This is a genomic window from Allorhizobium sp. nf9_anc (genome assembly GCF_056323085.1).
Genome location: NZ_CM150481.1, coordinates 4,002,149 through 4,023,078 on the forward strand (window position 1 = coordinate 4,002,149; position 20,930 = coordinate 4,023,078).

Below are 20,930 nucleotides of genomic sequence, written 5' to 3' on the forward strand. Positions count from 1 at the left end.
TCTATTCCTGCTCTGACAGATCGCCATCAGCATCTTCTGAACCGCCTGAATAGATCACACGTTCCAGCGCATTCTTCAGACGGCCGTCTTTCTCCATTTTGCGAAGCTCTTTGTCCACCAAAGCCGGTAGGTCGTCTTTGACGCGAGCCTCTGCATTCGTCACGGCTTCATGCCTGATCACCTGAAAACCAAATACGGCCGCGACTGCTACGATCAACGCAACGCCGCCCAAAACGACTGTTGCCACGGTAAGGTTGATCGAGGCTAAATCAGCATATTCCAATTGGGCGGGCTGAGCCACATATCGCCCGCCGGTAACATGGAAATTGATATCGAAAATTGCTACTGCGACAGCGCCTATAAAGACGCCCACTGCAATTTTCAGGATCTCAGAAAAAATGCGCATCTCGTCGCCCCCGCGGACAGATCATTTTGCTCAATTTGTCGCGACTAACGCAATTAGGCCAGGTCAGTCACGCATCGTTACCTCTGCCTGAAGTTGCCTTTACCGGATGTCATCATTCACGGCCAGTAGCTATCGCTGGCGAAGTCCGCCGGGATTGGTTCCACCGCCTTCAGCGTACGCTTTGCTTCGTGCAGAGCCTGCATGAAGGCTTTGCCGGCGTTGACCAGATCGACGACTTGGTCTGCCGTCAGATTGTGGTCGCCGTTGTCCCGATCGGTGAAGAATAGGACTGGCGCCGTGACGCCTGCCTCCTGAAGATCGCGGGCAGTATCTTTGAGGGCGAGAAGCACCGTCTGGGTGCGCAGCGATCCCTCCAGCGGTACGGGACCATAGCCAGGCACCTCGAAGACCTTGCCCGCGACAGCGCGACGATCGTGCTCAGCGTCGACGTCTGCTCCGGTGATCGGAAGCGGTTCCGGAGGTGGCGTCCTGTCCTTCCACTCGCCAATTTCCCAGACATGGTGCTCGGATGGGCGCGGGGGCCGGATCGAGAAGCCGCCGTCAATCGTCACCTCCAGACCCTCGAGCATGGCTGAAAGGGCGGCCTCATATTGCTCCTGACTGATCCTGATACCACCCTTAAAGGGGCTCTGCCTGATAGCGCCGTTCTGAGCGTAGGGCATCTTATTTGATCCTCATGTAATAGCTGACGCCAAGGTTCTTCGGGCGGGTTTCCGTTCCGACACGCGCGCCTGCTGCGGCAGATGTGTCTCGGTAGATCCCGGTGTTCTCAGCGTTGCCGCGGGAAATTGTCGTCGTTGCAGTGCCGGCAGCTGTCGCTACCTGCATCGAATGAGTGTGGTCTTGCACCTGGTCGTTCTCAGCGGTGCCGGCTGAGCCTGCCCGCAGGAACCGACGTTCCGTATTGATCAGGTTGATGCTCTGGCCGAGCAAAGGGCTGCCGCTCAGATTTACCGTCGCTGTCGCCACGAGCAGCGGTGCGGAGCCGCTGACGCTTTCCGCCGTCAGGCACCCGTTGTTGTAGGCACCCGAGCCGGTCAGCCCTGCCGTGAGTTTCACGAACCGGAAGCGGGCGTCGTTTGTCGGCGGGATAGCGGCGCCAGCCTTGCTGTCATCGACTGCGTAGAAACCGCCGATGCCGCACGCGAACCAGGGAGCGCTGGCGATCAGGTCATTGAGCGCGGACTGCAGTCCGGTGATGGTTGAGATCGCTTGCTCTCCGATGTGGTTCTCACGCGCGAACGCATCGCCATTGATTTCCTGCGGGTCGTAAACTGCCCGGAGCATGTCGCCGCCGCCCGGCAGGAAGCCCCAGGCGCTGTCTCCGGCGGCTGACGACTGCTTGATCGGGACTTGCCCGAGGGTGCCACCTAGCGGCAGCACGCGCGAAGCCAAAGGCGGGATATCTGTGGCGAGCTCAGCAACTGTAATGATGTCATCGATGTTTAGCGCGACAGTCGAGAGATAGGTGCTGGCGCCGAGCAAGGCTTGCACTGCGGGCGATAGGCTCTCGACAGTGACAATGCCGTTCTGCAGCTTGCCGTCCGAACGCCTGATGTCCTTGATCGCTTCAACGATCGTTTCGGTCGACGTTTCGACACCCGCAAAGTCCTGATTGAGCTTGGTGGCTGGGAATACGGATGGGGTTCCGGGGTAGGAGTAGCCCCGGGTGAATTTCTGCGGATCAGCCACGGCCATGTCCTCTTTCTGAAAATTCGGTTTTTGAGGTGATGCTGCTCATCGCTGCAACTCCTTCGGTGGTTCGCGAAAGATCGCGTCCATCGTCTCGTCGTCCTCGTCTTCGTTGAGCATGTCGAGAACCGTTGCGGCCTGGTTGCCCATCCAGCCCTTCGTGCGGCGGGCAAGGGCGGCACGGTTGGCCGGGTTGTTCTCCATCAGCAGCGTCTTCGCGACATCCGGATCGAGCAGCGCACGATCAAGAAGAAGCTCGAAAGCCTTTGCCCGCTGCTTACCGACCACCCCGCGGGCGATCTTGCCGGCGAGATAAGTGCCGATGTAGGCCCAAGAGGCGCGGCCGATCTGAGCCTGGTAGGCCTTGGAGCCGACTTCAGCGAGCGTGACCGGCGTCTGGCCGCGGCCCATGAGCGCCGTACCTGACGGGTTCACGGCGTTGCCGATCCGGGCGCCGGAGTTGACCCCTCGCAACGCTTCTGCGAGGTCTCGGATGTTTGCCAGGTGCTCCGGATTGTCGCGGTACAGACGTTCGGCGACGGCGGCGTTCTTCGGGTCCTCGAGATAGGCGATCATCTTCTTCGGGACGAACGGCATGATCCCACTGGTCGTTTCTGCGGCTGCGTTGGTCGATCGGCTCGATGCGTCCAGGTCATCCCAGAATGCAGCCCGCAGTCCGTCGATCGCCTGCTGGTCGTTACCTGCGAAGGTAACCAGTTCATCGGCCGCCTTGCCGGGATCCTTCGAAGCGATCACTTCGCGGATCGCCTTGCGAGAATTGGCGGGGCTGTACTGCAGAAAGCGGCCAACTGCGCCGCGCCCGGGTGCCGTAGCCGTTCCCAGATCGCGCTCCATCGCCGACTTGCGTGTGCCGGCCTCTGCGGCAGCGGCGCGCGCCTTGGCGGCCTGGGTCAGCTCGTCGCGAAGGCCGGGGAAGCGATCGATCTGTTCGCTGTAGTCGGCCATGAAGCGGTTGATCCGTTCCGCGCTCGACGTGTCGCCACGGGACAGCACTTCATCGCGGATAGCCCGGCGCACTTCCGGCGTCGCGGCCTGCGTGAAGAGATTGTCCATGGCCTGCGGGCTGACGAACAGGCCGGCGACACGATCGTCGGCGACGCGGGGTCGGCCGCCATCATATTCGGCGAGGGCACGGCTGACCGGATCCCCCTGACGGGTGAAGCGCTCGGCCTCATCGAACTTGGCGCCTCGAGCAGCAGACAGGGCGGCTTGCTCCGTCTGGTCCAGGTTGCCGGTGATGAAGCCGTCTACGCTGTCGATCATCTGGCCGAGCACGCGGGCAGCGTTACGGCCGCCTTTCTCTGCCTTCGGATCCGCGAGTGCGGCGCGCTGCAAGCGTTGAAGTTCGGATTTGAGATTGGCCGCTGTCTGCAGCTGGATCGGTTCGGGGCCTGGCGCAGGGCGGGTGATGGGCCTGCCGCTGGCATCGAGAAGACCGGTCGGTACGGGCGCGTCATCTGCTACGCGGCCGAGATTGGCCACGCCGTCGATCACGGACTGCGGGACCAGCGAACGTTCGACGGGATCGAGCGCAGCAAGCGATCGGTCGAGGGTAGCCGTCAGAGGAGCGGCATCGACCTGTTTGCCACCAACGCCAGCAGCCTCGTAAGCCTGCGCTGTGCGCTCGCGTGCAGCGTCCCGCGCGGTCGTCAGGCTCTCTCGGACGATGCCGCCGCGCTGGGCAGGCGTCGTTTGAGGCGTGATGGTGCGAGCGGCCATCTGCGCGGCCTCTTCGGCAGCGTCGCGGCCCATGATGACGTCCATCAAACGGCGATCTCGCTCGGCAGCGATAGCGTCGAAGGCAGAGGCGGGTGACGCGTCTGGGCGCATCGACGCGATTGCGTTGTCGACAGCCTGCGCGTTTGCATCGGCTCGCGGACGGAAAGCGCCTGGTGCGGAGCGGGCACGGGCGTTTTCGAGCGTTGCAAGGCCGGCATCTCCGGCACGATCAGCCGTGGACGCCCGGAAGCCCGGGACCAGAGTTTCGGCTGCCGCCGGCTGCATGATCGTGTTGACGAGTTCCTGCGTGTCGAGCGGCCGGCGCAAGTCGGACGGATCGACTTGTCGGCTCATGATGTCCGAGTTTGAGATCAGGGTGTCGGCCACGTTGTCGCGAACGACCTGTGAGGTGAAGCTGGGGTTCCCAAGTGCTGCCGCTCCAACATCCCGAACGCCCCTGGCCATCGATGTGCCTGCACCGACCATCCCGGCGCCCGTGATGGCGCCGACGAGATCAAGAAGCTGGTTATCAGGTGCGACCTCATTCGCAGCAGCGGCGCCCATACCGGCACCGGTGGCGACGGTGACTTCGTTGCCCACGAACCGTGCGGGGTTTACTGCGGCGCTCTCGACGTAGCGACCGACGAGGCCAGGCATCCGGCGAGCGCCTTCGATGCCCACGTGGGCAGCCTTGTTCACCGCACCTGCGACCGGCACAGCCATTGCGCCGACCTCTTCCATGATCCGGTTGGTCGCGCGTTCGGCGAGATTGTCAGGCTCGGCGCGGGGGCGCTCGATGCCCAAGGCGTCTGCGGTCGCGTTGTTGGCCGTGTCGACAACTCCCTGCATCTGTTCAGCGCTTGGCAGATAGCGCGGAAGGATGGCAGCGCCTGCCGCATCACGTACCCAACCGGGAGCGCCAGCCTTGTCCAGCGCCAAATCAACGCCGGCGGCCTGCAGGTCGCCGATAGCGCGCGGAAGCCCTGCCAGGTTTGTCACGCCCTCGACAACGCCGCGCACGCCTTGATCAACAACGCCACCCAGGCCAGAGAGGAAATCGATCGCATAGCCGCCATCGCTCCGCATTTCGGGACTGTCGACAGCCGCCGGATCGGCCATGGGCGAGGTTGGCGCGCCGATTGCGCTCTCGATCCGCTGAGTGAGCGACGGCGCCTCGGGTGCCGAGGCTGGCGACGACTGCAGCATTTCTGCGATCTGCTCGTCGGTGGCGGCGTCGGGGACCTGGATGCGCCGGCCCTGAAATTGGATGATCCGTGGCATTTACTGCACCCTCTGAAGCTTGCCGTCGATGATATCCCACTGCTCGACGGGACCCTCTGCCCCTGCCGGCGGCTGGAAGGTCGTATCCGTGCGGCCGGTGCCGGGCGCGCGAAGCGTGCGAATGCCTTCAAGCTGGGAATTCACGACCTTCCGGAGCGCGCCAACGGCGGCCTTTGCAGACTGCGTGTTCGCGAGCAGACCGCCGCCCTTCACACGCTCAATCGCGCGCTCATAGGCCTGACGGCTGACCTCGCCGGAAGGGTTCTCCGTGCGCGCCAGCGAATAGGCCAGCGTACCTTGAAGGAAGGCGATCTCCGGAATGGACGGATCGAAAAGATCGGGAGCGACGCCCTGAAGGCCGGCGCGGAGTTCGTCGGCCGCTTCGGCGACTTCCGGGGCCGTCCCGCCGAACGTCTTGGCGAGATCGGTTGCCGTGGCGACAGCATTCTGCGCAGTTCCGCGGACAAGACCAGCGAGACCGAGGGCGCCGGGGTTGTTGTCCAGTGCGCTTTCGTAAATGTCGAGCAGGTTCAGGGTGCGCGAGACTTCGGCCTCCTGGTTGTTGGCGCTGGTCGCATTCGCCGTCGTTGGTGCGAAGCCGACGTCTGCGGCCGATCCTTCCGCCTTCGGGAGATCGAAGATTTCGATGCCTTCTGGCAGTTCTTGGCCTGTCTGCGCGTGGACCCACTTGCCGTCTGGACCCTGAATGGCCGGGACACGGGTCTTGCGATCGGGCATAAGCGCGACGGCGTTCTGCGGCTTGGCCTGGGCTCCCTTGTTTACATAGGCCGGCGCTCCGGTGCGGACGGCCGCTCCGGGAGACATGAACATCGGTTCGCCGTTCGGGCCGACAGCCTGGACCGGTGGTTTCTCGCCCATGATTGTGTCGAGCAGAGCCTGATCGGTGAGCATGCCGTTGTCGAGGAGGCGGGCCCGCTGCTGAGCGTTCCATTCGGTCTCGGAAAGCGGCTTGTCGGGTCCCATGATCATGCTGCCGTCAGCCCGAACGACCTTTTCGCCCTGGGCGGCTGAAGTCTGACCGGTCAGAACGGGTCCAAGGCCGGAGTTGCGGCTGTGCTGGGTAGGCACGTAGACCGTGGCGTTTTCATTCACCTGGACGGGCGTGGCGTAGAGCTGCGCAAGCGCGCCGTCGTTGGCCAGACGCTGCTTGTCGAGCGTGGTCCGGTTGCCCTGGTCGACGCTGTAGAACGTGTTGTTCGCGTTGCCGTTCAGCGCATAGTTCATCCTATCGGCCATCTCGCGGTCGTAGGTCGGATCGGTCGTGTAATCGAATGCCTTGGCCAGCCGAGCAGCCTCTTCCCGCTTGGCCTTCGCGCTCGCGTAGTTGACCAAGTCTCCGCTGTCTGGCGGAGCAAACATCTGGGCGATGTTCGACATGGCAGCCCCAATGTTTGGATCCGAATAATACCGGTTCGTTCGAATGCCTGACATGGCGCGCTCCTCAGTGGAAAGACGTTGACGGGGCGGGCGCGGATAGCGCGCGGTTGAAGCTGATCAGGCGCGCGAGCGGGTCGCCGTGCTCTGCGATGGCCTGTCGGCACATTGCCCCTTCGAGCTCAACGATGAGCAGCGCCACGTATATCCGTCGATCGGCTGCCAGTCCGGGGAGGTGTGACGAGGCGAGGCCGGCCGCACCGCTGGCGAGCAACAGCCAAGTGCGTTCCTGGGCAATGAACGGGCGGGCGGCTTCGGATATCCGCATGGTCGCGGCTTCGATCGCCACGCTCAGATCTGCGGCAAGCTGCGGATAGCGGGCCGGCAGATCGTCGGCCGCAACGCTCGCCCTCAACAGGTCGCGCAGTGCGTGGGCCGCCGTGAATAGTGGGTTGGTGCTCGTCTCGACACTGCGAAAGCCTGTCAGGGCGCTTTGCAGGAGGTTGGCAACGGGATCAACCATAGAACCGGCCCTTTGTGTTGGGCGCGGGCGTGGGGCTCGACGCCGGGCTGGCGCAAGTGATCTCTTCGCTCTTTGCGAAGCGCTCCTGCAGAGCCAGATTGGCAAAGATGTTGCGCAGGAAGTGAACCCGGTCCCTCATCTCGTTGACGAACCCGCGCGGCCGTTCGAAGCGGTGCAGGTCGTTCCAGCAAATGAGCAGCGCGCACGCCGCATCTACGGAAGCCGCGGCGATGACGATTTGAGCCGTTCCTTGATCCTTGATCAGATCCAGGATGTTTTCGCGAGCGGCCATCATCAGCCCCAAAAGCGTATCTCGATCATCCTGCCAAAGCGGAAAGCCGCCTTGCTGGGCTGCGAATTCCTCAATCGTCATCAGGGCTGAAAGAACCGATGGGACGATGACGCTGCCGCCAAAGAGGTTCCCGGCTTCCGAGAGATCGCGCGTGAGGGCGTCCACCCTTTTGCGGTGATCGGCCTGCTGGTTCTTAAGCTCCCCGAAAGAGGGCACGCCCCCTTCGCCGCCGCCGCCGCCGTTGGCCGGGTGTAAAACGTGAGTGCTTGCCATGCGTTGCGCGTCCAAAGTTGTCTCTCGCATCGATCGAAAGAATGCGGCTGATCCGAGCGAGAAACTATGGGGTGTTTACGTGTGGCTTTCTCGGCTGAAATGCCTGCAGCATCGACGTTTCGGTCGGTTTTTCTGGCGCTTTGCGCGCAGCTGCCCTATCGTGCCTAGCTCACCGACCGACTGAGGAACCGAAGGCATGGCACTGAGCCCACTGCAACTGCCTCCCGATATTGCAGCACTCTTGGAAGCGGCAGCCAAACGCGCTGGCGTGCCGGTGCGCTCGCCCTTGCTCGACCAGATCGAGCCACAAGACGCCCGGTTCGCTGACAACGTCATCCCATTCCGGAAGATCGCGCGCCGCGGATAACGACCAGCCTGATCTGGCGACACGGCCGCCCAGGCGGTGGTGGCGAAGCGCGGAAATCACCCTGAACGACCTGCAAAATAGGGCTTTTGGGGCGGTTCTCTGCTTGAAGGAAATCGGGCTTTTTGGTCTGATCGGGCTGTTTGGGTGTCGCACGCGCGCACCGGCACTTCTCAACCTCACGCCAAAAGTTTGGACGGCCCGCGATTTTGTGTGCGGGTCAGCCGACGTCAGCGGATCGCGCTTTGAACTGATACCTGGGGTCGGGTAGGCGGGGCAGGGCATGGCTGCCGTGTACGTACGGGCATACCCGAGCGGGCAGACGGAAAACTGCAGAAAGAGGTGTACGTACGGGTTGACTTTGTTTATGCGTACGCCATTATATGCGTACAAATCCGTACGTACAAAGGAGCAGACAATGCAGACCACCATTCGTGAACATGAATTTCGCATCCTCACGGAGGCACGCCTTGAACTGCAGCAGGCCATGACCGGCGGAAATCGCCGTGAGGCCTACCTGTTGCTCGAAGAGATCCGCGCGCTCGAACAACATACCGATTGGCCCACATTTCGCACCCGTTGCCGCTCGGCCCTGTCTGAATACTCGGTTCATTGAAGGGGCAAGCCATGACAAAGACTGTTCTCTACATGCGTGTGAGCTCGCAGGATCAAATCGCCGAGCATCAGCTTACCCAAGCACAACAAGCGGGCTTCAAGGTCGACGAGACGATCGTTGACCAAGGCGTTTCGGGCGTCTCGGTCACCCTCAAGGATCGCCCGCAAGGCCGACGGCTCTTCGACATCCTCCGTGCTGGCGATACGTTGCTAGTGCGCTGGGTGGACCGCTTAGGACGCAACTACAGCGACGTGACGGAGAACATCCGAGAATTCATGCGACGCGGCGTGATCGTTCGGACTGTGATCAACGGAATGGTTTTCGACGGCAGCACCAAAGAGCCCATGGCGATGGCGGTTCGCGACGCGCTCATCGGTTTCATGGCGGCAATGGCACAGGCGCAAGCCGAAGCAACGAAGGAAGCGCAGCTGGCAGGTATCGCGCACAAGAGGGCCAAGGGTGAGCCGAAGGCCTACAGAGGCCGCAAACCATCCTATACACGCAAGGAACTGACAACCGTACTCGACATGCTGGCCGCGAACTCTGGCGCGTCAGAGATTGCCAAAGCAACCGGCCTGACGCGCCAGACAGTGTTGCGCATCCGAGCGGATCAAGCCGGAGCCGACGAAGTGCTGAAAGCGTGGGGGATGTAAGGCCTCCTCGCAGCCACTTCGGGGAACGGCACCACGACATGAGAAAAACGGAGCCCCGTCAGTCTTTTGGCCATCGGCGCAAGTGTTTCAAGCGGCGCCGCGAACTCCAAAATTACGTAGGGGCTTTCTTCCTCATCGAAGATCAGGCGCCAACGCAACCCCAACGCTATCGCGGCTTGCGCGACACGGTGCGCGCTGCTCTTGTGCGTCAACACCTCCAGGCGATCGCCTCCGTCCTCTGTATTCATGAAAAAGCAAAAGCGCTTGCCAGGCGTCGGCTGCGCTATCGGTTCCTCTGAGAACCGGAGCGTAAGGGTTTGTTCGTCCGTAACATGATCCATAGAGCACCTCTCGTCTTTCAAAAGCCCGAGAGACTGCAAGTCTGTCAACGCTGAGGCTTGACGACAGATGTCGGCTGACAGCTATCGCATTGACAGACAAGGTAGGCGGAAGGCCTCTTGGCTCGCAGGAGGACGCTATGAAAATGCTGCTGCAGTCGGAAGCCGCCGAATTTCTGGGCTGTTCAGAACAGAAAGTGAAGCGGCTCCGCCTCTCCGGGCGACTGCCCTACATTCCGGGGCGACCGGTTCTGCTCGACGAAGCGGATCTGGTCGCCTTTCTGGAGGAGGAACGGCACGCGCAATTGCAGACGGAGGAAGCGCGACGCCCAAAGCCGAGGCCTCCCATGAAGGCAGAAAAGTGGGCGAGGATCGCGATCCTGCTACGTCGCCGCTGATCTCTCGCTGCCAGCCACCGTCGCCTAAAAGGCGTTTAGCTCGATTGCCGGCGGCCTGGGTCGGTTGGCCGCGCAGCGTCTCTTGCTCACCTAAAAGAGGTTTAGCTCAATCGGCGGCGCCGGGGTCAGTCAAAGATGCCGGGGGCCTTCGCTTTGGTAGCAGCGCTAAGCCGTTTGATCTCAGCCGTGATCTCTTCCTGCGTCATTTCGTGGGATTGCTTGCCGCCACCCCCCGGATCGCGGGGGCTGAACAGACCTGCCACGCGAAATAGGACGCCTGAGGCTGTCGCTCGCGCGGGTGCCGGCGCGTCTTTGTCCCGGCAGACGTCCAGGGCGGCCTCATATGCTGCCATGATGCCTTCGGTGCGGACGCGGCGAAGAAGATCCCGCTCAAAACTGAATTCGTCATCCATTTCGTAGTCTCCTGATCAATCAAATATCGAGGCGCCGCTTCGGGCCTGCTCGACTATGTCTGGTGCGCTGGCGCTGGATTGCTTCAATAGGGCTTGCAGCCGGTCGATCTCCCTCTGCAGATCTGCGGCCTCTGGCGACACCGGCGGCGGTGACATTGCCTGTAGCTGAGCGGCGAGATTAGCATTCTGCCGACGCTCTTTGCGGGCGGCAGCGCGTTGCGCAGCGGGACCCGGCTCATGTGATTTCTGCCATGCTGCGTGCCGTTCTCGCTCCTCCGGCGATGCAGCCGCAATCTTCCTCTCTCGCTTCTTCGCCGCTTTCGCCAGATCCTTCAGCTTGCGCTGCAACTTCGCTTCCGCGTCTGGTGAAGTGCGGTTTGGCCAACGCGGCATATGCCAGGCAGCCCCGGATCCGGTTCTGCCGCCGTGGTATCGGCATTTGCCATTCGCCATTGCCGGCTGCCCGCACTGTTCACCGGTTGATTTCGCAGTGGCGGTGCATTTCGGCAGCTTCGGCCGATCGATCTTATTCCATCGCGTGATCGCATCGCGCCCGATCTGACGGAAGCGCGCGGACTGCTGCCACGTCGTCAACTTCTTCCCACTGCTCCGGCGCTTCATGGTCGAACCGCCCTATCAGCAGGAAAGGACCCTTGAGGTATCAAAGCACGCGGCGCGCCGATCGCACCAAATGACTTCAGCCCTACGGACATCTTGTCCGGACGAGAGGCCGCTACCGCCGTCACTCGCTTCCCAACTCCGTCTGCCGCCTCTGGAGACGAGTGGGGCGGATGGGGCTTGTGCGTACGAGATATAAATCCAGAGAGAAGTACCGGGATAGATAAGAGAGATAGACGAAGAAGAACTTTATCTCGCACGCGCAAGCCCCATCCGCCCCACTGACACGCCAGTCTCTTCATTCTTGGGTCTCCTCTAGAGCTTTACGCGCCTGTCCCGCCTTACGCAGCGCCTCTTGCCTCCGCGCACGTTCAGCCCGCTCGATCTCAGCACGAGCCTGGAAACGGGTGTGAATACGTGGGTTGACGCGCCAGGCGGAGGCTCCTTGTTCGTCCCTGCTCGTTTCTTGCAGCCACCCTGCCGCCTCCAGACTGCTCGTCACCTGGAGGAGAGTGCGACGGTTCTGCGGACCTTTGAGTGCTCCCCGGGCCTGATAGACGCCACGGCGCGTTATGTCCTTCACGTCAGGATGCGCGAGCAGATAGCCGGCAAGCCCCACCGTCTCGGCGTGGGTCGTGTCGGGCTCGAAATAGCTGTTGTAGAAGCTGAGTTGGTGCCGAAGCATGAAGCGGCAGAACGACAACGCCCGCTGCACAGTCTCCGGTGGCACCTTCTGCGATGGATCGACCTCACCGCACGCCAAGAACTGTTCAGCGGCATGAAAGTTCAGGATGATGCGTGCGCTGAACTTTTCCCACTTATCCACGTGGCCTTTCCACGCCGCAGAAGCGCCGGGGATTTCTGCGAGGGCAAGCACCTGGTCGACGAAAGTGTTGATCGCCCCGCGGGCCTCGGCAGCGATCTGGATGGGTCCCGGGAAGATGTATTCAGCCGATGCCAGGTGTTTGATCAGGCGGCGATAGTCGGCCATCGCGGCATGGTCCGGCTCTTCGTCAATTGAAGCGCGACCCGTGCGGGCGCTGAGCACGAATAGGAAGCGCTGCAGAAGCCCGTCGCTCTGTAGATCGCGCACCATTGGCGCCAGCTTGTCGGGCTGCGTTGTGGCCAGCACGCCCATCAGCGCGCGTTCAGCGAAAGTCGAGCCGCTGCCGACGCGATCCACTCTGATCTGCTCGCCTTCGAACAGGCGTAGCATGGTCGAGCGATCGCCGCCGCCACCTCGCTTATAGGCGCCCATCGTCTCGAGCATGCCGGCAAGCTCGTCGGTGCTTCGCATCAGCCCGCGCGGATTGTCGGCGTGGATCCTAAGCTGCATCTCGGTCGTGACATCATCAACGAATGTACGGCGGATCTTTGCCTCAGGGGGAGGTGCGGCCGACGACTTGGCAGCCTTCTTCTTCAGCCGTTCCCATTCTTCGCGCTTCGGGGCGTCTGCCTTCCGCCATTCCGCATCGAGATCTTCCAACGGCTTCAGAGCGCCTTTCACAACAGCCGATTTCGCGCTGCCCGGCTCGGCAACGAGCACCACCCATAGCGAGCCTGGCTGCACGAAGTCTGTGTTGCGCTCTTTCACCTGGATCTGCAGCGACGAACCGACCGCACTGCCGACTGCCGCAATTGCCGCCGCTGCCGTGAAGGCCAGGGACGCGCCTTTCCGCCGCGCCTCGCTCCGGGCGAAGCGCTCGATGACGGCTGGAAGGCAACCGGCCGGCGGCTCCGATATCTGCAGCGGGTGGTCATGGCCAAAGATGTCGTGGGGTTCGACCCAATCGCCGGTGTCCTCGACAGGGACCGTAGGGGCGGCGGTTGCGAGCGTAGTCTCCGCGCTGGTCGTCGTATCCGGCTCGCTGCTCTCGTCGTCGAGCACGTCGAAATGATCCGTTTCATCAGCAGGCGCGGCGCGCACCCACGCGCGAACAACTTCCCGCGCTGTCAGCTTGTCGTCGGGATCTTCGCCCGGTTTGACAGAATGGTCCCAGACCCAAAGCAAAGAGCTATAGTCGTTGACGTCAAAACCTTCCGCACGCCTCAGATGAGAGGCCAGCGCGAAGCGGCGGCCCGATGCGGTCTGGTCGGGGCCATTGTGTTCGCCCGTCTCCCATAGTTGTGCGAGATTGTCTCTGGCCTGCAGCAGCGTTTCGAACCGACCGCGCAAATCGGCGCCGAGTTCCTGGTAGTTGGCCGCCATCTGCGTCGAGGCGTGATGCAGTTCCGTAAAGGCAGCGGCCAGTTCACCGTCTTTTTCGGGCCGCTTCTGAAGGCTGACGCGCGGCTCGTACCAGTTCGCCATCTCTGCCAGGGTGTAGCGTGCACCTGACACCCCTATGAGCGAAGACGTGTTTGGCACACGCCCCTTGGCGACTTTAGCGGCGGTCGGGATGTTGAGCGTGCCAGGCAATCGGAGGAGGCGATCAATATTCTGCGTGGGATCTCCGCCGAGCTCGCTAGCGATGCCCGCGCTCTGCGCCTCTGCGGCGTCTTGGTACTGTCGCGCCGACAGTTTCTCCTTGAGCATCCACAGCAGCTGAATTCCCGAACCGCTGTCGATCGCGAACGATGGCGGTGTTTGTCCGTCGATCAGGCTCGACGCGAGCTTTAAGAGCCGTTCGCGTTCGGCAGACAACTCTTCCCCGTGGCGCGGATCGGCGTCAGCGTACACGCAGCGGATGGTGCCGATGTTTGCCTTTCCCAATTTGGTGTCAGGCGCGCCCTCAACGGGTTCATTTGCGGAGAAATATAGGTTCAATCTCCCCTCGCGCTCCCTCACCCACTCTGACATCGCTTCCCATGCGCCGGGCCTGAAGGTCTTCCCTTTCACTTCGCCAGTGGTCGGGCAGATCGTGACAAGGTTATGGCGCCCATCGCTGTCGAGCCTGTGCAGAAACTGGATGCCCGGATGCAGCACCGGCTTGGGCGGGACGACCTGGAAAAACTCCCGCATCGCTTCCGCTGCGGCGGCCAAATGCGGATCAAGGGCCTTCCGCGGTTGATCGATTGGCCGGGCAGCATTGGCAACGGCAGGAGCGGCGGGGCGCCTCAGGTCTGAGGCAGGCGGAACAGCGGGTACGCGGTTGAAGCGCTGTGCCGGCGGAACGAATTTGTGGTTCGGGGCGGGTGCATCCATGGGTGTCTCTCTATTGCCGTGGGCAGCGTCTCGACGTACAATCGAAGCTGCATCTGCGAGTTGTCCGCTCGCGTCTCTCTGAGGCCGTCCCGTCTGCTCGGGGCGGCCTTTTCAATTCATCAGGTGTTGTCGACCACGAGGCGCGGCCACCCACCGATGGTGGTGCTGTCGAGCACGCGGGCGCCGTTTCTCATTGGCTCAAGACCGCTGGAGACCACGTGCAAACAGGGCCTGGGCTTACGCACGACCTTTCGAGAGCGGCGGAGCAGCGCGAGAAGGCTGGCAGTGGTGACCGCCTGTTCTCCGTCGATCTCGTCAGGGACCAGAGGGCCGAACCTGCGGTATCTGCGGACCCAGGATGCGCTTCGCTCTGCAAATGCTGCTGCAGCCGTGACCGTCATCGATCTCGGAAGGTTTTGAATGTCTGCTGTGTTCATCGGTCTAACTCCCGTTGAGCGGCCCAGAGGCACAGCATCAGCGATCGGGTCGCGCGAAAATAGCGGCCCTCTGTGTGAGGATTTCTCATCATTGGCGGCCTCGCGCGGCAGCTTGGTTCAGCTTCTTGAGTTTGCCTTTGAGATGACGGGCCTGCTGAAGAAGAAGGATGCTGCATGTCTGCCGCAGGCGATCGACGGGCGGCATCGGCGCTTCTGCCTCGGCTGCCGTCAGCCAGTCGAAGATCAAGCCTTTGCGGTGTAGGTGACGCACGAAGTAGCGATCCACGGGCTCTGGCGACCTCGCTGCCTTGACCTTCTTCCACACGGTACCGGTTGCCGCTTCTTCCCAACCGAGCGAACGCAACGCTGCATCCAGGCGAGTGAAGGTCGGATCGGCCGGTGTAACTTCGAACAGCCATTGATTGTCGCCGGCGAAGCGTCGGCAAGCGTTCCGGATGTTGTCCATCTGGATGGTCGCGAAATTCGCGTTATTGCGCGGCAAGCCGTCATTGAGGCAGTCCGCCGTCTCTGCCAGGCTCCCGGTTTCCGCCGCAATGGTGCCAACCACACATTCAACTGCGGTGCTGCGCGCCGGGTGCCATTCGCCGTCGCGCTGCCACACGCGGCGAGGCTTGCTGTTTCGCATTGCCTCACGGTGGGCCTCGAGGTCGAGAGTTCCTTTCGCGAAGAGGGACGTCAGAAGCTTGGCGTCCGGGTGCTCAAGGGCGCCCGGCGCGATATGCGTAAGGCACGATCGAACCAACAGTTCGGCGCCGCTCCATACGCTTTCAACCTGTGCGCTGAGATACATCTCTTCGGACGCGGTAAGGGGCCGGCTGTCTTCGGGTGTCGGAAGTGTACGGATGAAATAGGGCAGTTTCGCCCTGACGGCCTGCCGCTCTTCTCGAAGCCAACATGCGAACGCGAGCCGGGAGCGTTCATGGGGTGATGTCAGACGGGCTTGGATTGCTGTGCTCATCAGCCGAAGATCCCCGATGGGGAACGAGCGGCCAGGCCCATCCAGTTGCGGACATCCTCGGCTCTGTACCGGGGCCGGCCCTCGACACGAGTGATCTTCGGTCCTCGGCCTTTCGCTGCCCATATTTGCAGGGTGATCTGGGCGTAGCCTGACAAAGCGGCAAGCTGTCTGCGATTGAGCAAAGCATCTGCCGGCAGCTTCTGCAGGTCAGGTGCATCTTGGCGATGGACGCGGGGGTGCGGTGAGTTGCGACGCATTGCGGGCCTCTTCCAAAGTCGTTTGGCTGATGGGAAGGGGCGTCCAAGAACACAAAGACCTGATAGACCAGCAAGCAATTGCCCCACCGATATGGATACCGGAGAGATATGGCTGCGTCAATGGAGAGAATCTAAAATATATATATATATATATATATATATAAGTCAGTAAGTTAGGTGACATACAAGTGACATAACAGCCCCTGAAGCTCAGCCGAAAATGCCTTGATCTTCGGCACGTTTAGCCTCTGCAGTCGCGACCGTTTTCGCCACGTGGGCCGACCACAAAATAAATGCCTCGTGGACCTTCTCCGAGCCTTCTCGGCGATCGTAGATCTCGATCAAGTGCTCCCGGGCATGCCCCAAGGCGAGCTCTGCGGTTTCCGTGTCGACGCCGAGGCGAGACAGAGCTGTGCGAAAGGTACGGCGCAAATCGTGGAACGTGAACTGAACCCCGCTCGCCTTTACCAGAGCGGCGGTCATCTTGTTCCAGCCGCTCATCGGCCCGCCTGTGCGTGTCGATGGAAAGAACAGGTCGGTGTCCGCTTGATTGGGGCATAGAGCGAGCAGCCGGTCGAGTTCGTCTGTGATCGTGACTTTGTGCCCTCTTCCCTGCTTCACGAACGCTGCGGGGAAGTCGATGACCGGCCTCTTTGGATCGCTGCGGTCGGCCATGCCTCGGGTCACCCCAGCACCCTCGCCGCGGCGGCAGCCCGTCAGGATCAGGAAACGCACGAACCGGCCGAACACTGTGTCGGGTGAAGCGGACAGCCAGACTGCTGCGAGTTCAGTATCTGACAGGGCTCGGCCATGCTCCTGCTTCGCTAGGCGGTCAGCCCGGGTCGCTCGCTGGCGTCTGAAGCCATAGAGAGGGTTTGCGTCGATGACCTTCGCCTTCGTCATGCAGAAGGCAAGAAAGGCGCGGCAGCGAGAGCGAAACTCCTCGGCGGCACCGCCCAGCCCTTTCCGCTCAAGGCTTTCAATCACGGAGGCGTAGTCGGCACCCTTGAGCTCGGCGATATCGCGGTCGGCGTACTTCTTGAGCTCCCGACGCAGCAGGTTCATCACCATCCCCTTGGCGACATAGTTCCGACGCTCCAGGTCTTCCTCATAGCGATCGAGAAGGTCGATCACCCTCGACTTTGCTTTGCGCTTCTCTTCCGCGCGGTCTTTCGCAGGATCGCCGCCGGCAGCAACTTTCCCCAGCATGGCAAAGGCGATCTTCCGGGCCTCGGCGGCGGTCTTGATCGTTTCCGGGGATCCGATCTTCACGCGCTTCATGTTCGCCGATCGCCCCTGGCCGGCAGGTCGATAGGCAATGATGTAGGACTTCGTCTCGCCTCTCAGGCGCAGGCCAAAGCCGGACACTTCAGTGTCCCACACCATATGCTCCGCTTTACCCTCAGGAAGCTCTGCGCGGGAGACGACAGTGTCGGTCAGCTTGACTTTGGAAAGCATATCTTGAACCTTGGGCAGCACAGGGGCAGCACCGGTTTGATATGGTGCTGCCTATGATCATATATGCCAATAAGGCGATAATGGCCTGAAAATCAAGGGGAGCAAGACGTCGATGTATGAGGAGAAATATTTAGAAATGAAGAGCCACAACCTTGCCAAGGTTGGGGTCGAGCGTTCGAATCGCTTCACCCGCTCCATTTTCTCCTCCGAGAATGGTAACTTTGTCACGATCCAAGCCAATGCGGCCTGATCGTTTTCAGTATGCGACCGACTGCAGGACATCCTGCAGCCGACCGCTTTTCTGACATCATGCCCTTGAGAACACGTAGTCCGTTTCCTGACGCAGCACTTCGCCGGGGCGCAGGACTGCGTTCGGGAAGTTCGGATGATTGATCGCATCCGGCCAGACCTGTGTTTCCATACAGAAACCGGCAAGGGCGCCGTAGCGGCGGCCTTCGAGGCCGGGGACGGCGGGTGACACCTTGCCGCCGGCATAGAACTGTACGCCCGGCTCCGTCGTCAGGATCTCCATGGTCACGCCCGAATTGACGCTGCGGGCGAGCGCCACGCTGCGTTTGGCGACGCGGCTGCTGGAGAAGCAGAAATTGTGGTCGTAGCCCAGTTGCTCCCCATCCACCTCAAGGCGAATCGGTCGCATTTCGCGGAAATCGAAGGCCGTGTTCTCGACAGGGCGGATTTCGCCTGTTGGAATCAGCCTCTCGTCGACAGGGGTGTAGTGATCGGCGGCGATCATCAGGTCATGGCCGAGAATGTCGGGTCGGCCATCGAGATTGAAATAGGCGTGGTGGCAGACATTGGCGATCGTCGGCTTGTCGGTCACGGTTTCATAGAGCGCAGAGAAAGTGCCACCGGCTTTCAGCGCAAAGGTCGCGCGTGTCCGCGTTGTGCCGGGATAGCCGGCGCGGCCATCCGGATCGGTAACCTCCATCACGACGAAATCTGACCCGTGTTCCAGGATCGTCCAGTTCTGGCGTCCCATACCGTCCGAGCCGCCATGCAGATGGCTGACGCCTTTTTCGTTGAGCTCCAGCTGGTAGGCAGTGCCATCCAGCGTGAACCGGCCGCCACCGATGCGGTTGGCGCAGCGACCGGGGGTCGCGCCGAAATAGGGCGAATGATCGAGATAGCCGGCGAGGTCCTCGAAACCGAGTACCAGCGGTGCATCGTGGCCGTCGAGGCGCAGGTCCTGCAAGACCGCACCGAAGGTGATGATCGAGGCTTCAAGACCGCCTCCCTTCAGGGTGACCTTCTCGACCGCTTCTCCCGTCGGCATCACGCCAAACACTGTCTTCGTCATCTTGTCGCTTCCTCGCCTATTCTCATCAAAGTCTTTTATCTCGCCGTCACCGCGCCAGTTCACGTGCGGCGGCCTCTAGGCCACCGAGCGTCAGGGGATACATGCGGTCGCCGATCAACCGGCGAATCAGGCCGACGGACATCGTATAGTCCCAGTTCGCCTCCGAAAGGGGATTGATCCAGAGGTGGCGCCGGAAATGGTCGGTCAGTCGGGTGAGCCAGGCCGCACCGCTTTCGGTGTTCCAGTGCTCCACCGAGCCGCCGGGATGCGTGATCTCGTAGGGGCTCATCGCGGCATCGCCGACGAAGATCAGGCGGTAGTCCGAGCCGAAAGTCCTGATGACGTCTGATGTCGCAATGGTGTCGGCATGGCGGCGCTGGTTGTCCTTCCAGACGCGCTCATAGGGGCAATTGTGGAAGTAGAAATATTCCATGTGCCGGAATTCGGAGCGTGCTGCCGAGAACAGCTCCTCGACCTCGCGCACATGGTCATCCATCGAGCCGCCGATGTCGAAGAACATCAGGAGCTTCACCGCATTGCGCCGCTCGGGTTGGGTCTTCACGTCGAGATAGCCGTGTTCTGCTGTCGACCGGATCGTGCCGGAGAGATCGAGCTCTTCCGTCGCACCTTCGCGAACAAAGCGGCGCAGCCTGCGTAAGGCCACCTTGATGTTGCGGGTGCCGAGTTCGACGCGGTCATCGAGATTGCGGAATTCTCTGCTGTCCCAGACTTTTACCGCGCGCCGGTGCCGGCTTTCGTCCTGGCCGATGCGCACGCCTTCGGGATTGTAGCCATAGGCGCCGAAGGGAGAGGTACCGGCCGTGCCGATCCACTTGTTGCCGCCCTGGTGGCGCTCCTTCTGCTCGGCGAGGCGCTCCTTGAGCGTCTCCATCAGTTTGTCGAAACCGCCGAGCGCTTCGATCAGCGCCTTGTCTTCATCCGAGAGATGCTTTTCCGCGAGCTTGCGCAGCCAGTCATCGGGAATGGCTCGCGCATCGACGCCGTCTGCCGCGCCCTCGCTCAGGATACCGCCGAAAGTCTCCGAAAAGACCCGGTCGAAGCGGTCAATGAAGCGCTCGTCCTTCACCAGCGTGGTACGGGCGAGGTAGTAGAAGCCCTCCGGGTCGAAGTCGACCAGACCTGCCTGCAGGCCTTCCAGCAAGGCGAGATATTCCCGCAGCGTGACGGGAACCTTCTCTTGTTTCAGACGCAGGAAAAACGGCAGGAACATCGATCTGGAAAAGCTCGGTTTACAGGCGCGCGCATCCTGTCACAGAGGACGCAGACTGTCCCGACAAAATCCGCTCCGGTCTCCAAGCCGTCAGCGCGGGGCCTTGCCGATCTCGTTCAGGTCGTAAGGCGTCATCTGATAGATTTCGTTGATCCAGTTACCGAACAGGAGATGCGCGTGACCGCGCCAGCGGTTGAGCGGGGCGAGCGTGTCGTCGTTGTGCGGGAAGTAGTTGTGCGGCAGCTTGATCGGGATGCCGGCTGACTTGTCGCGGAAATACTCGTCGCCCAGCGAGGTCGAATCATACTCCACGTGATTGAACATGTAGAGGCGATTGGCCTGCTTCTCCTGCACCAGGCAAACCCCCATCTCGTCGGATTCGAGCAGGATTTCGAGGTTCGGAACCTTCTCGATGTCGTCACGGCGGACTTCCGTCCAGCGCGAGACGGGTACCTGGAAGTCGTCGGAGAAACCGTTGAGATAGACCGATGACGGCGCGAGGTTGCGGTGGCGATAAACGCCAAAGGCCTTTTCCTTCAGGGGATGCTTCGGCACCTTGTGGAAGTGGTAGATCGCAGCCATGCCGCCCCAGCAGACATTCATCGTCGAATGCACGTTGGTCTCGGTCCAATCAAGGATCTCTTTCAGCTCCGGCCAGTAGGTGACTTCCTCGAAGGGCAGCGTCTCGACAGGCGCGCCGGTGATGATGAAGCCGTCAAACTTGCGGTCCTTCACCTCGTCCCAGGTCTGGTAGAAGGAGAGGAGATGCTCTTCGGGGGTGTTCTTGGCCTTGTGGCCGCCGACACGGACCAGCGTCAGCTCGACCTGCAGCGGCGAAGCGCCGATCAGGCGGGCGAACTGGACCTCTGTCTTGATCTTGTTCGGCATGAGGTTGAGCAGGCCGATCTGCAGCGGGCGAATGTCCTGGCGGATAGCCATGGTTTCGGTCATCACCCGCACGCCCTCATGCACGAGGGTTTCAAAGGCGGGCAGCGTATCGGGGATCCTGATCGGCATCTTACTCTCGACTTTCCTTGTCACGGCGGTTCGAGGACCGCGGAAACAAAAACACCGGCAGCTTT

The 20,930-nt window shown here is 61.6% G+C and carries 22 protein-coding genes; 6 read left to right on the forward strand and 16 right to left on the reverse strand.

The genetic code is table 11. The annotated features are described in order from the left end of the window. Position 1 precedes the first annotated feature (1 nt). From AC02Y0_RS19520 to AC02Y0_RS19550, 7 genes are all read right to left on the reverse strand, one after another. Positions 2-406 carry a hypothetical protein gene (locus AC02Y0_RS19520; protein ID WP_476380609.1) on the reverse strand — a complete coding sequence of 135 codons (405 nt, stop codon included), beginning with the start codon at positions 404-406 and terminating at the stop codon, positions 2-4. A gap of 116 nt (positions 407-522) precedes the next feature. Further along, positions 523-1,089, reverse strand: a complete 567-nt coding sequence (locus AC02Y0_RS19525) for a DUF4376 domain-containing protein (protein ID WP_476380611.1) — start codon at positions 1,087-1,089, stop codon at positions 523-525. Position 1,090: 1 nt separating this feature from the next. Further along, positions 1,091-2,125, reverse strand: a complete 1,035-nt coding sequence (locus tag AC02Y0_RS19530; RefSeq protein WP_476380613.1) for a hypothetical protein — start codon at positions 2,123-2,125, stop codon at positions 1,091-1,093. Between the two features lie 39 nt (positions 2,126-2,164). Beyond that, positions 2,165-5,140: a hypothetical protein gene (locus tag AC02Y0_RS19535; RefSeq protein WP_476380615.1), complete on the reverse strand. Its 2,976-nt coding sequence runs from the start codon at positions 5,138-5,140 to the stop codon at positions 2,165-2,167. Then, positions 5,141-6,538: a hypothetical protein gene (locus AC02Y0_RS19540; protein WP_476380617.1), complete on the reverse strand. Its 1,398-nt coding sequence runs from the start codon at positions 6,536-6,538 to the stop codon at positions 5,141-5,143. It abuts the gene before it with no gap. Positions 6,539-6,602: 64 nt separating this feature from the next. Further along, complete coding sequence (locus AC02Y0_RS19545; protein ID WP_476380619.1) at positions 6,603-7,058, reverse strand: hypothetical protein; 456 nt, start codon at positions 7,056-7,058, stop codon at positions 6,603-6,605. Further along, complete coding sequence (locus tag AC02Y0_RS19550) at positions 7,051-7,623, reverse strand: hypothetical protein (RefSeq protein WP_476380621.1); 573 nt, start codon at positions 7,621-7,623, stop codon at positions 7,051-7,053. The genes AC02Y0_RS19545 and AC02Y0_RS19550 overlap by 8 nt, the downstream gene beginning before the upstream one ends. Before the next feature lie 196 nt (positions 7,624-7,819). Between AC02Y0_RS19550 and AC02Y0_RS19555 the strand changes: the two genes are divergently transcribed. From AC02Y0_RS19555 to AC02Y0_RS19575, 5 genes are all read left to right on the forward strand, one after another. Then, on the forward strand, positions 7,820-7,990 hold the full coding sequence (locus AC02Y0_RS19555) for a hypothetical protein (RefSeq protein WP_476380623.1): 171 nt from the start codon (positions 7,820-7,822) through the stop codon (positions 7,988-7,990). Between the two features lie 415 nt (positions 7,991-8,405). Next, the gene (locus AC02Y0_RS19560; RefSeq protein ID WP_476380625.1) at positions 8,406-8,603 is read left to right on the forward strand and encodes a hypothetical protein; all 198 of its coding nucleotides are present in this window, start codon (positions 8,406-8,408) and stop codon (positions 8,601-8,603) included. 11 nt (positions 8,604-8,614) lie between these two features. Further along, positions 8,615-9,256: a recombinase family protein gene (locus tag AC02Y0_RS19565; protein WP_476380627.1), complete on the forward strand. Its 642-nt coding sequence runs from the start codon at positions 8,615-8,617 to the stop codon at positions 9,254-9,256. A gap of 38 nt (positions 9,257-9,294) precedes the next feature. Then, positions 9,295-9,555 (forward strand): hypothetical protein, encoded by a 261-nt coding sequence (locus tag AC02Y0_RS19570; protein ID WP_476380629.1) that lies wholly within the window; start codon positions 9,295-9,297, stop codon positions 9,553-9,555. Positions 9,556-9,740: 185 nt separating this feature from the next. Then, the gene (locus tag AC02Y0_RS19575) at positions 9,741-9,992 is read left to right on the forward strand and encodes a helix-turn-helix domain-containing protein (RefSeq protein ID WP_476380631.1); all 252 of its coding nucleotides are present in this window, start codon (positions 9,741-9,743) and stop codon (positions 9,990-9,992) included. 125 nt (positions 9,993-10,117) lie between these two features. On the opposite strand, the gene AC02Y0_RS19580 is transcribed toward AC02Y0_RS19575, so the two are convergent. From AC02Y0_RS19580 to AC02Y0_RS19605, 6 genes are all read right to left on the reverse strand, one after another. Further along, positions 10,118-10,405, reverse strand: coding sequence for a hypothetical protein (locus AC02Y0_RS19580; RefSeq protein WP_476380633.1), 288 nt, complete (start codon positions 10,403-10,405; stop codon positions 10,118-10,120). A gap of 15 nt (positions 10,406-10,420) precedes the next feature. Further along, a complete protein-coding gene (locus tag AC02Y0_RS19585; protein WP_476380635.1) occupies positions 10,421-11,026 on the reverse strand; it encodes a hypothetical protein in 606 nt (201 codons plus the stop codon). A gap of 295 nt (positions 11,027-11,321) precedes the next feature. Continuing rightward, complete coding sequence (locus AC02Y0_RS19590; RefSeq protein WP_476380637.1) at positions 11,322-14,168, reverse strand: DUF3987 domain-containing protein; 2,847 nt, start codon at positions 14,166-14,168, stop codon at positions 11,322-11,324. A 119-nt stretch (positions 14,169-14,287) separates the two neighbouring features. After that, positions 14,288-14,605, reverse strand: a complete 318-nt coding sequence (locus AC02Y0_RS19595) for a hypothetical protein (protein ID WP_476380639.1) — start codon at positions 14,603-14,605, stop codon at positions 14,288-14,290. A gap of 88 nt (positions 14,606-14,693) precedes the next feature. Then, a complete protein-coding gene (locus tag AC02Y0_RS19600) occupies positions 14,694-15,584 on the reverse strand; it encodes a hypothetical protein (RefSeq protein WP_476380641.1) in 891 nt (296 codons plus the stop codon). A gap of 467 nt (positions 15,585-16,051) precedes the next feature. Continuing rightward, positions 16,052-17,320 carry a tyrosine-type recombinase/integrase gene (locus AC02Y0_RS19605; protein ID WP_476380643.1) on the reverse strand — a complete coding sequence of 423 codons (1,269 nt, stop codon included), beginning with the start codon at positions 17,318-17,320 and terminating at the stop codon, positions 16,052-16,054. A gap of 91 nt (positions 17,321-17,411) precedes the next feature. Here AC02Y0_RS19605 and AC02Y0_RS19610 point away from each other — a divergent pair, with 91 nt between their 5' ends. Further along, the gene (locus AC02Y0_RS19610; RefSeq protein ID WP_476380645.1) at positions 17,412-17,549 is read left to right on the forward strand and encodes a hypothetical protein; all 138 of its coding nucleotides are present in this window, start codon (positions 17,412-17,414) and stop codon (positions 17,547-17,549) included. Between the two features lie 57 nt (positions 17,550-17,606). Here the strand turns inward: AC02Y0_RS19610 and AC02Y0_RS19615 are convergent, their stop codons facing one another. From AC02Y0_RS19615 to metA, 3 genes are all read right to left on the reverse strand, one after another. Next, positions 17,607-18,617, reverse strand: a complete 1,011-nt coding sequence (locus AC02Y0_RS19615; RefSeq protein WP_476380647.1) for an aldose epimerase family protein — start codon at positions 18,615-18,617, stop codon at positions 17,607-17,609. Positions 18,618-18,663: 46 nt separating this feature from the next. After that, positions 18,664-19,848 (reverse strand): vWA domain-containing protein, encoded by a 1,185-nt coding sequence (locus AC02Y0_RS19620; RefSeq protein WP_476380649.1) that lies wholly within the window; start codon positions 19,846-19,848, stop codon positions 18,664-18,666. Between the two features lie 90 nt (positions 19,849-19,938). Continuing rightward, positions 19,939-20,865, reverse strand: a complete 927-nt coding sequence (gene metA, locus AC02Y0_RS19625; protein WP_444556805.1) for a homoserine O-acetyltransferase MetA — start codon at positions 20,863-20,865, stop codon at positions 19,939-19,941. Positions 20,866-20,930 lie beyond the last annotated feature (65 nt).

Excerpts from the sequence above, each read along its gene's own strand:
- AC02Y0_RS19520 (WP_476380609.1), bottom strand. The coding sequence starts at position 406 with ATGCGCATTTTTTCTGAGATCCTGAAAATTGCAGTGGGCGTCTTTATA.
- AC02Y0_RS19525 (WP_476380611.1), bottom strand. The coding sequence starts at position 1,089 with ATGCCCTACGCTCAGAACGGCGCTATCAGGCAGAGCCCCTTTAAGGGT.
- AC02Y0_RS19530 (WP_476380613.1), bottom strand. The coding sequence starts at position 2,125 with ATGGCCGTGGCTGATCCGCAGAAATTCACCCGGGGCTACTCCTACCCC.
- AC02Y0_RS19535 (WP_476380615.1), bottom strand. The coding sequence starts at position 5,140 with ATGCCACGGATCATCCAATTTCAGGGCCGGCGCATCCAGGTCCCCGAC.
- AC02Y0_RS19540 (WP_476380617.1), bottom strand. The coding sequence starts at position 6,538 with ATGTCGAACATCGCCCAGATGTTTGCTCCGCCAGACAGCGGAGACTTG.
- AC02Y0_RS19545 (WP_476380619.1), bottom strand. The coding sequence starts at position 7,058 with ATGGTTGATCCCGTTGCCAACCTCCTGCAAAGCGCCCTGACAGGCTTT.
- AC02Y0_RS19550 (WP_476380621.1), bottom strand. The coding sequence starts at position 7,623 with ATGGCAAGCACTCACGTTTTACACCCGGCCAACGGCGGCGGCGGCGGC.
- AC02Y0_RS19555 (WP_476380623.1), top strand. The coding sequence starts at position 7,820 with ATGGCACTGAGCCCACTGCAACTGCCTCCCGATATTGCAGCACTCTTG.
- AC02Y0_RS19560 (WP_476380625.1), top strand. The coding sequence starts at position 8,406 with ATGCAGACCACCATTCGTGAACATGAATTTCGCATCCTCACGGAGGCA.
- AC02Y0_RS19565 (WP_476380627.1), top strand. The coding sequence starts at position 8,615 with ATGACAAAGACTGTTCTCTACATGCGTGTGAGCTCGCAGGATCAAATC.
- AC02Y0_RS19570 (WP_476380629.1), top strand. The coding sequence starts at position 9,295 with ATGAGAAAAACGGAGCCCCGTCAGTCTTTTGGCCATCGGCGCAAGTGT.
- AC02Y0_RS19575 (WP_476380631.1), top strand. The coding sequence starts at position 9,741 with ATGCTGCTGCAGTCGGAAGCCGCCGAATTTCTGGGCTGTTCAGAACAG.
- AC02Y0_RS19580 (WP_476380633.1), bottom strand. The coding sequence starts at position 10,405 with ATGGATGACGAATTCAGTTTTGAGCGGGATCTTCTTCGCCGCGTCCGC.
- AC02Y0_RS19585 (WP_476380635.1), bottom strand. The coding sequence starts at position 11,026 with ATGAAGCGCCGGAGCAGTGGGAAGAAGTTGACGACGTGGCAGCAGTCC.
- AC02Y0_RS19590 (WP_476380637.1), bottom strand. The coding sequence starts at position 14,168 with ATGGATGCACCCGCCCCGAACCACAAATTCGTTCCGCCGGCACAGCGC.
- AC02Y0_RS19595 (WP_476380639.1), bottom strand. The coding sequence starts at position 14,605 with ATGAACACAGCAGACATTCAAAACCTTCCGAGATCGATGACGGTCACG.
- AC02Y0_RS19600 (WP_476380641.1), bottom strand. The coding sequence starts at position 15,584 with ATGAGCACAGCAATCCAAGCCCGTCTGACATCACCCCATGAACGCTCC.
- AC02Y0_RS19610 (WP_476380645.1), top strand. The coding sequence starts at position 17,412 with ATGTATGAGGAGAAATATTTAGAAATGAAGAGCCACAACCTTGCCAAG.
- AC02Y0_RS19615 (WP_476380647.1), bottom strand. The coding sequence starts at position 18,617 with ATGACGAAGACAGTGTTTGGCGTGATGCCGACGGGAGAAGCGGTCGAG.
- AC02Y0_RS19620 (WP_476380649.1), bottom strand. The coding sequence starts at position 19,848 with ATGTTCCTGCCGTTTTTCCTGCGTCTGAAACAAGAGAAGGTTCCCGTC.
- metA (WP_444556805.1), bottom strand. The coding sequence starts at position 20,865 with ATGCCGATCAGGATCCCCGATACGCTGCCCGCCTTTGAAACCCTCGTG.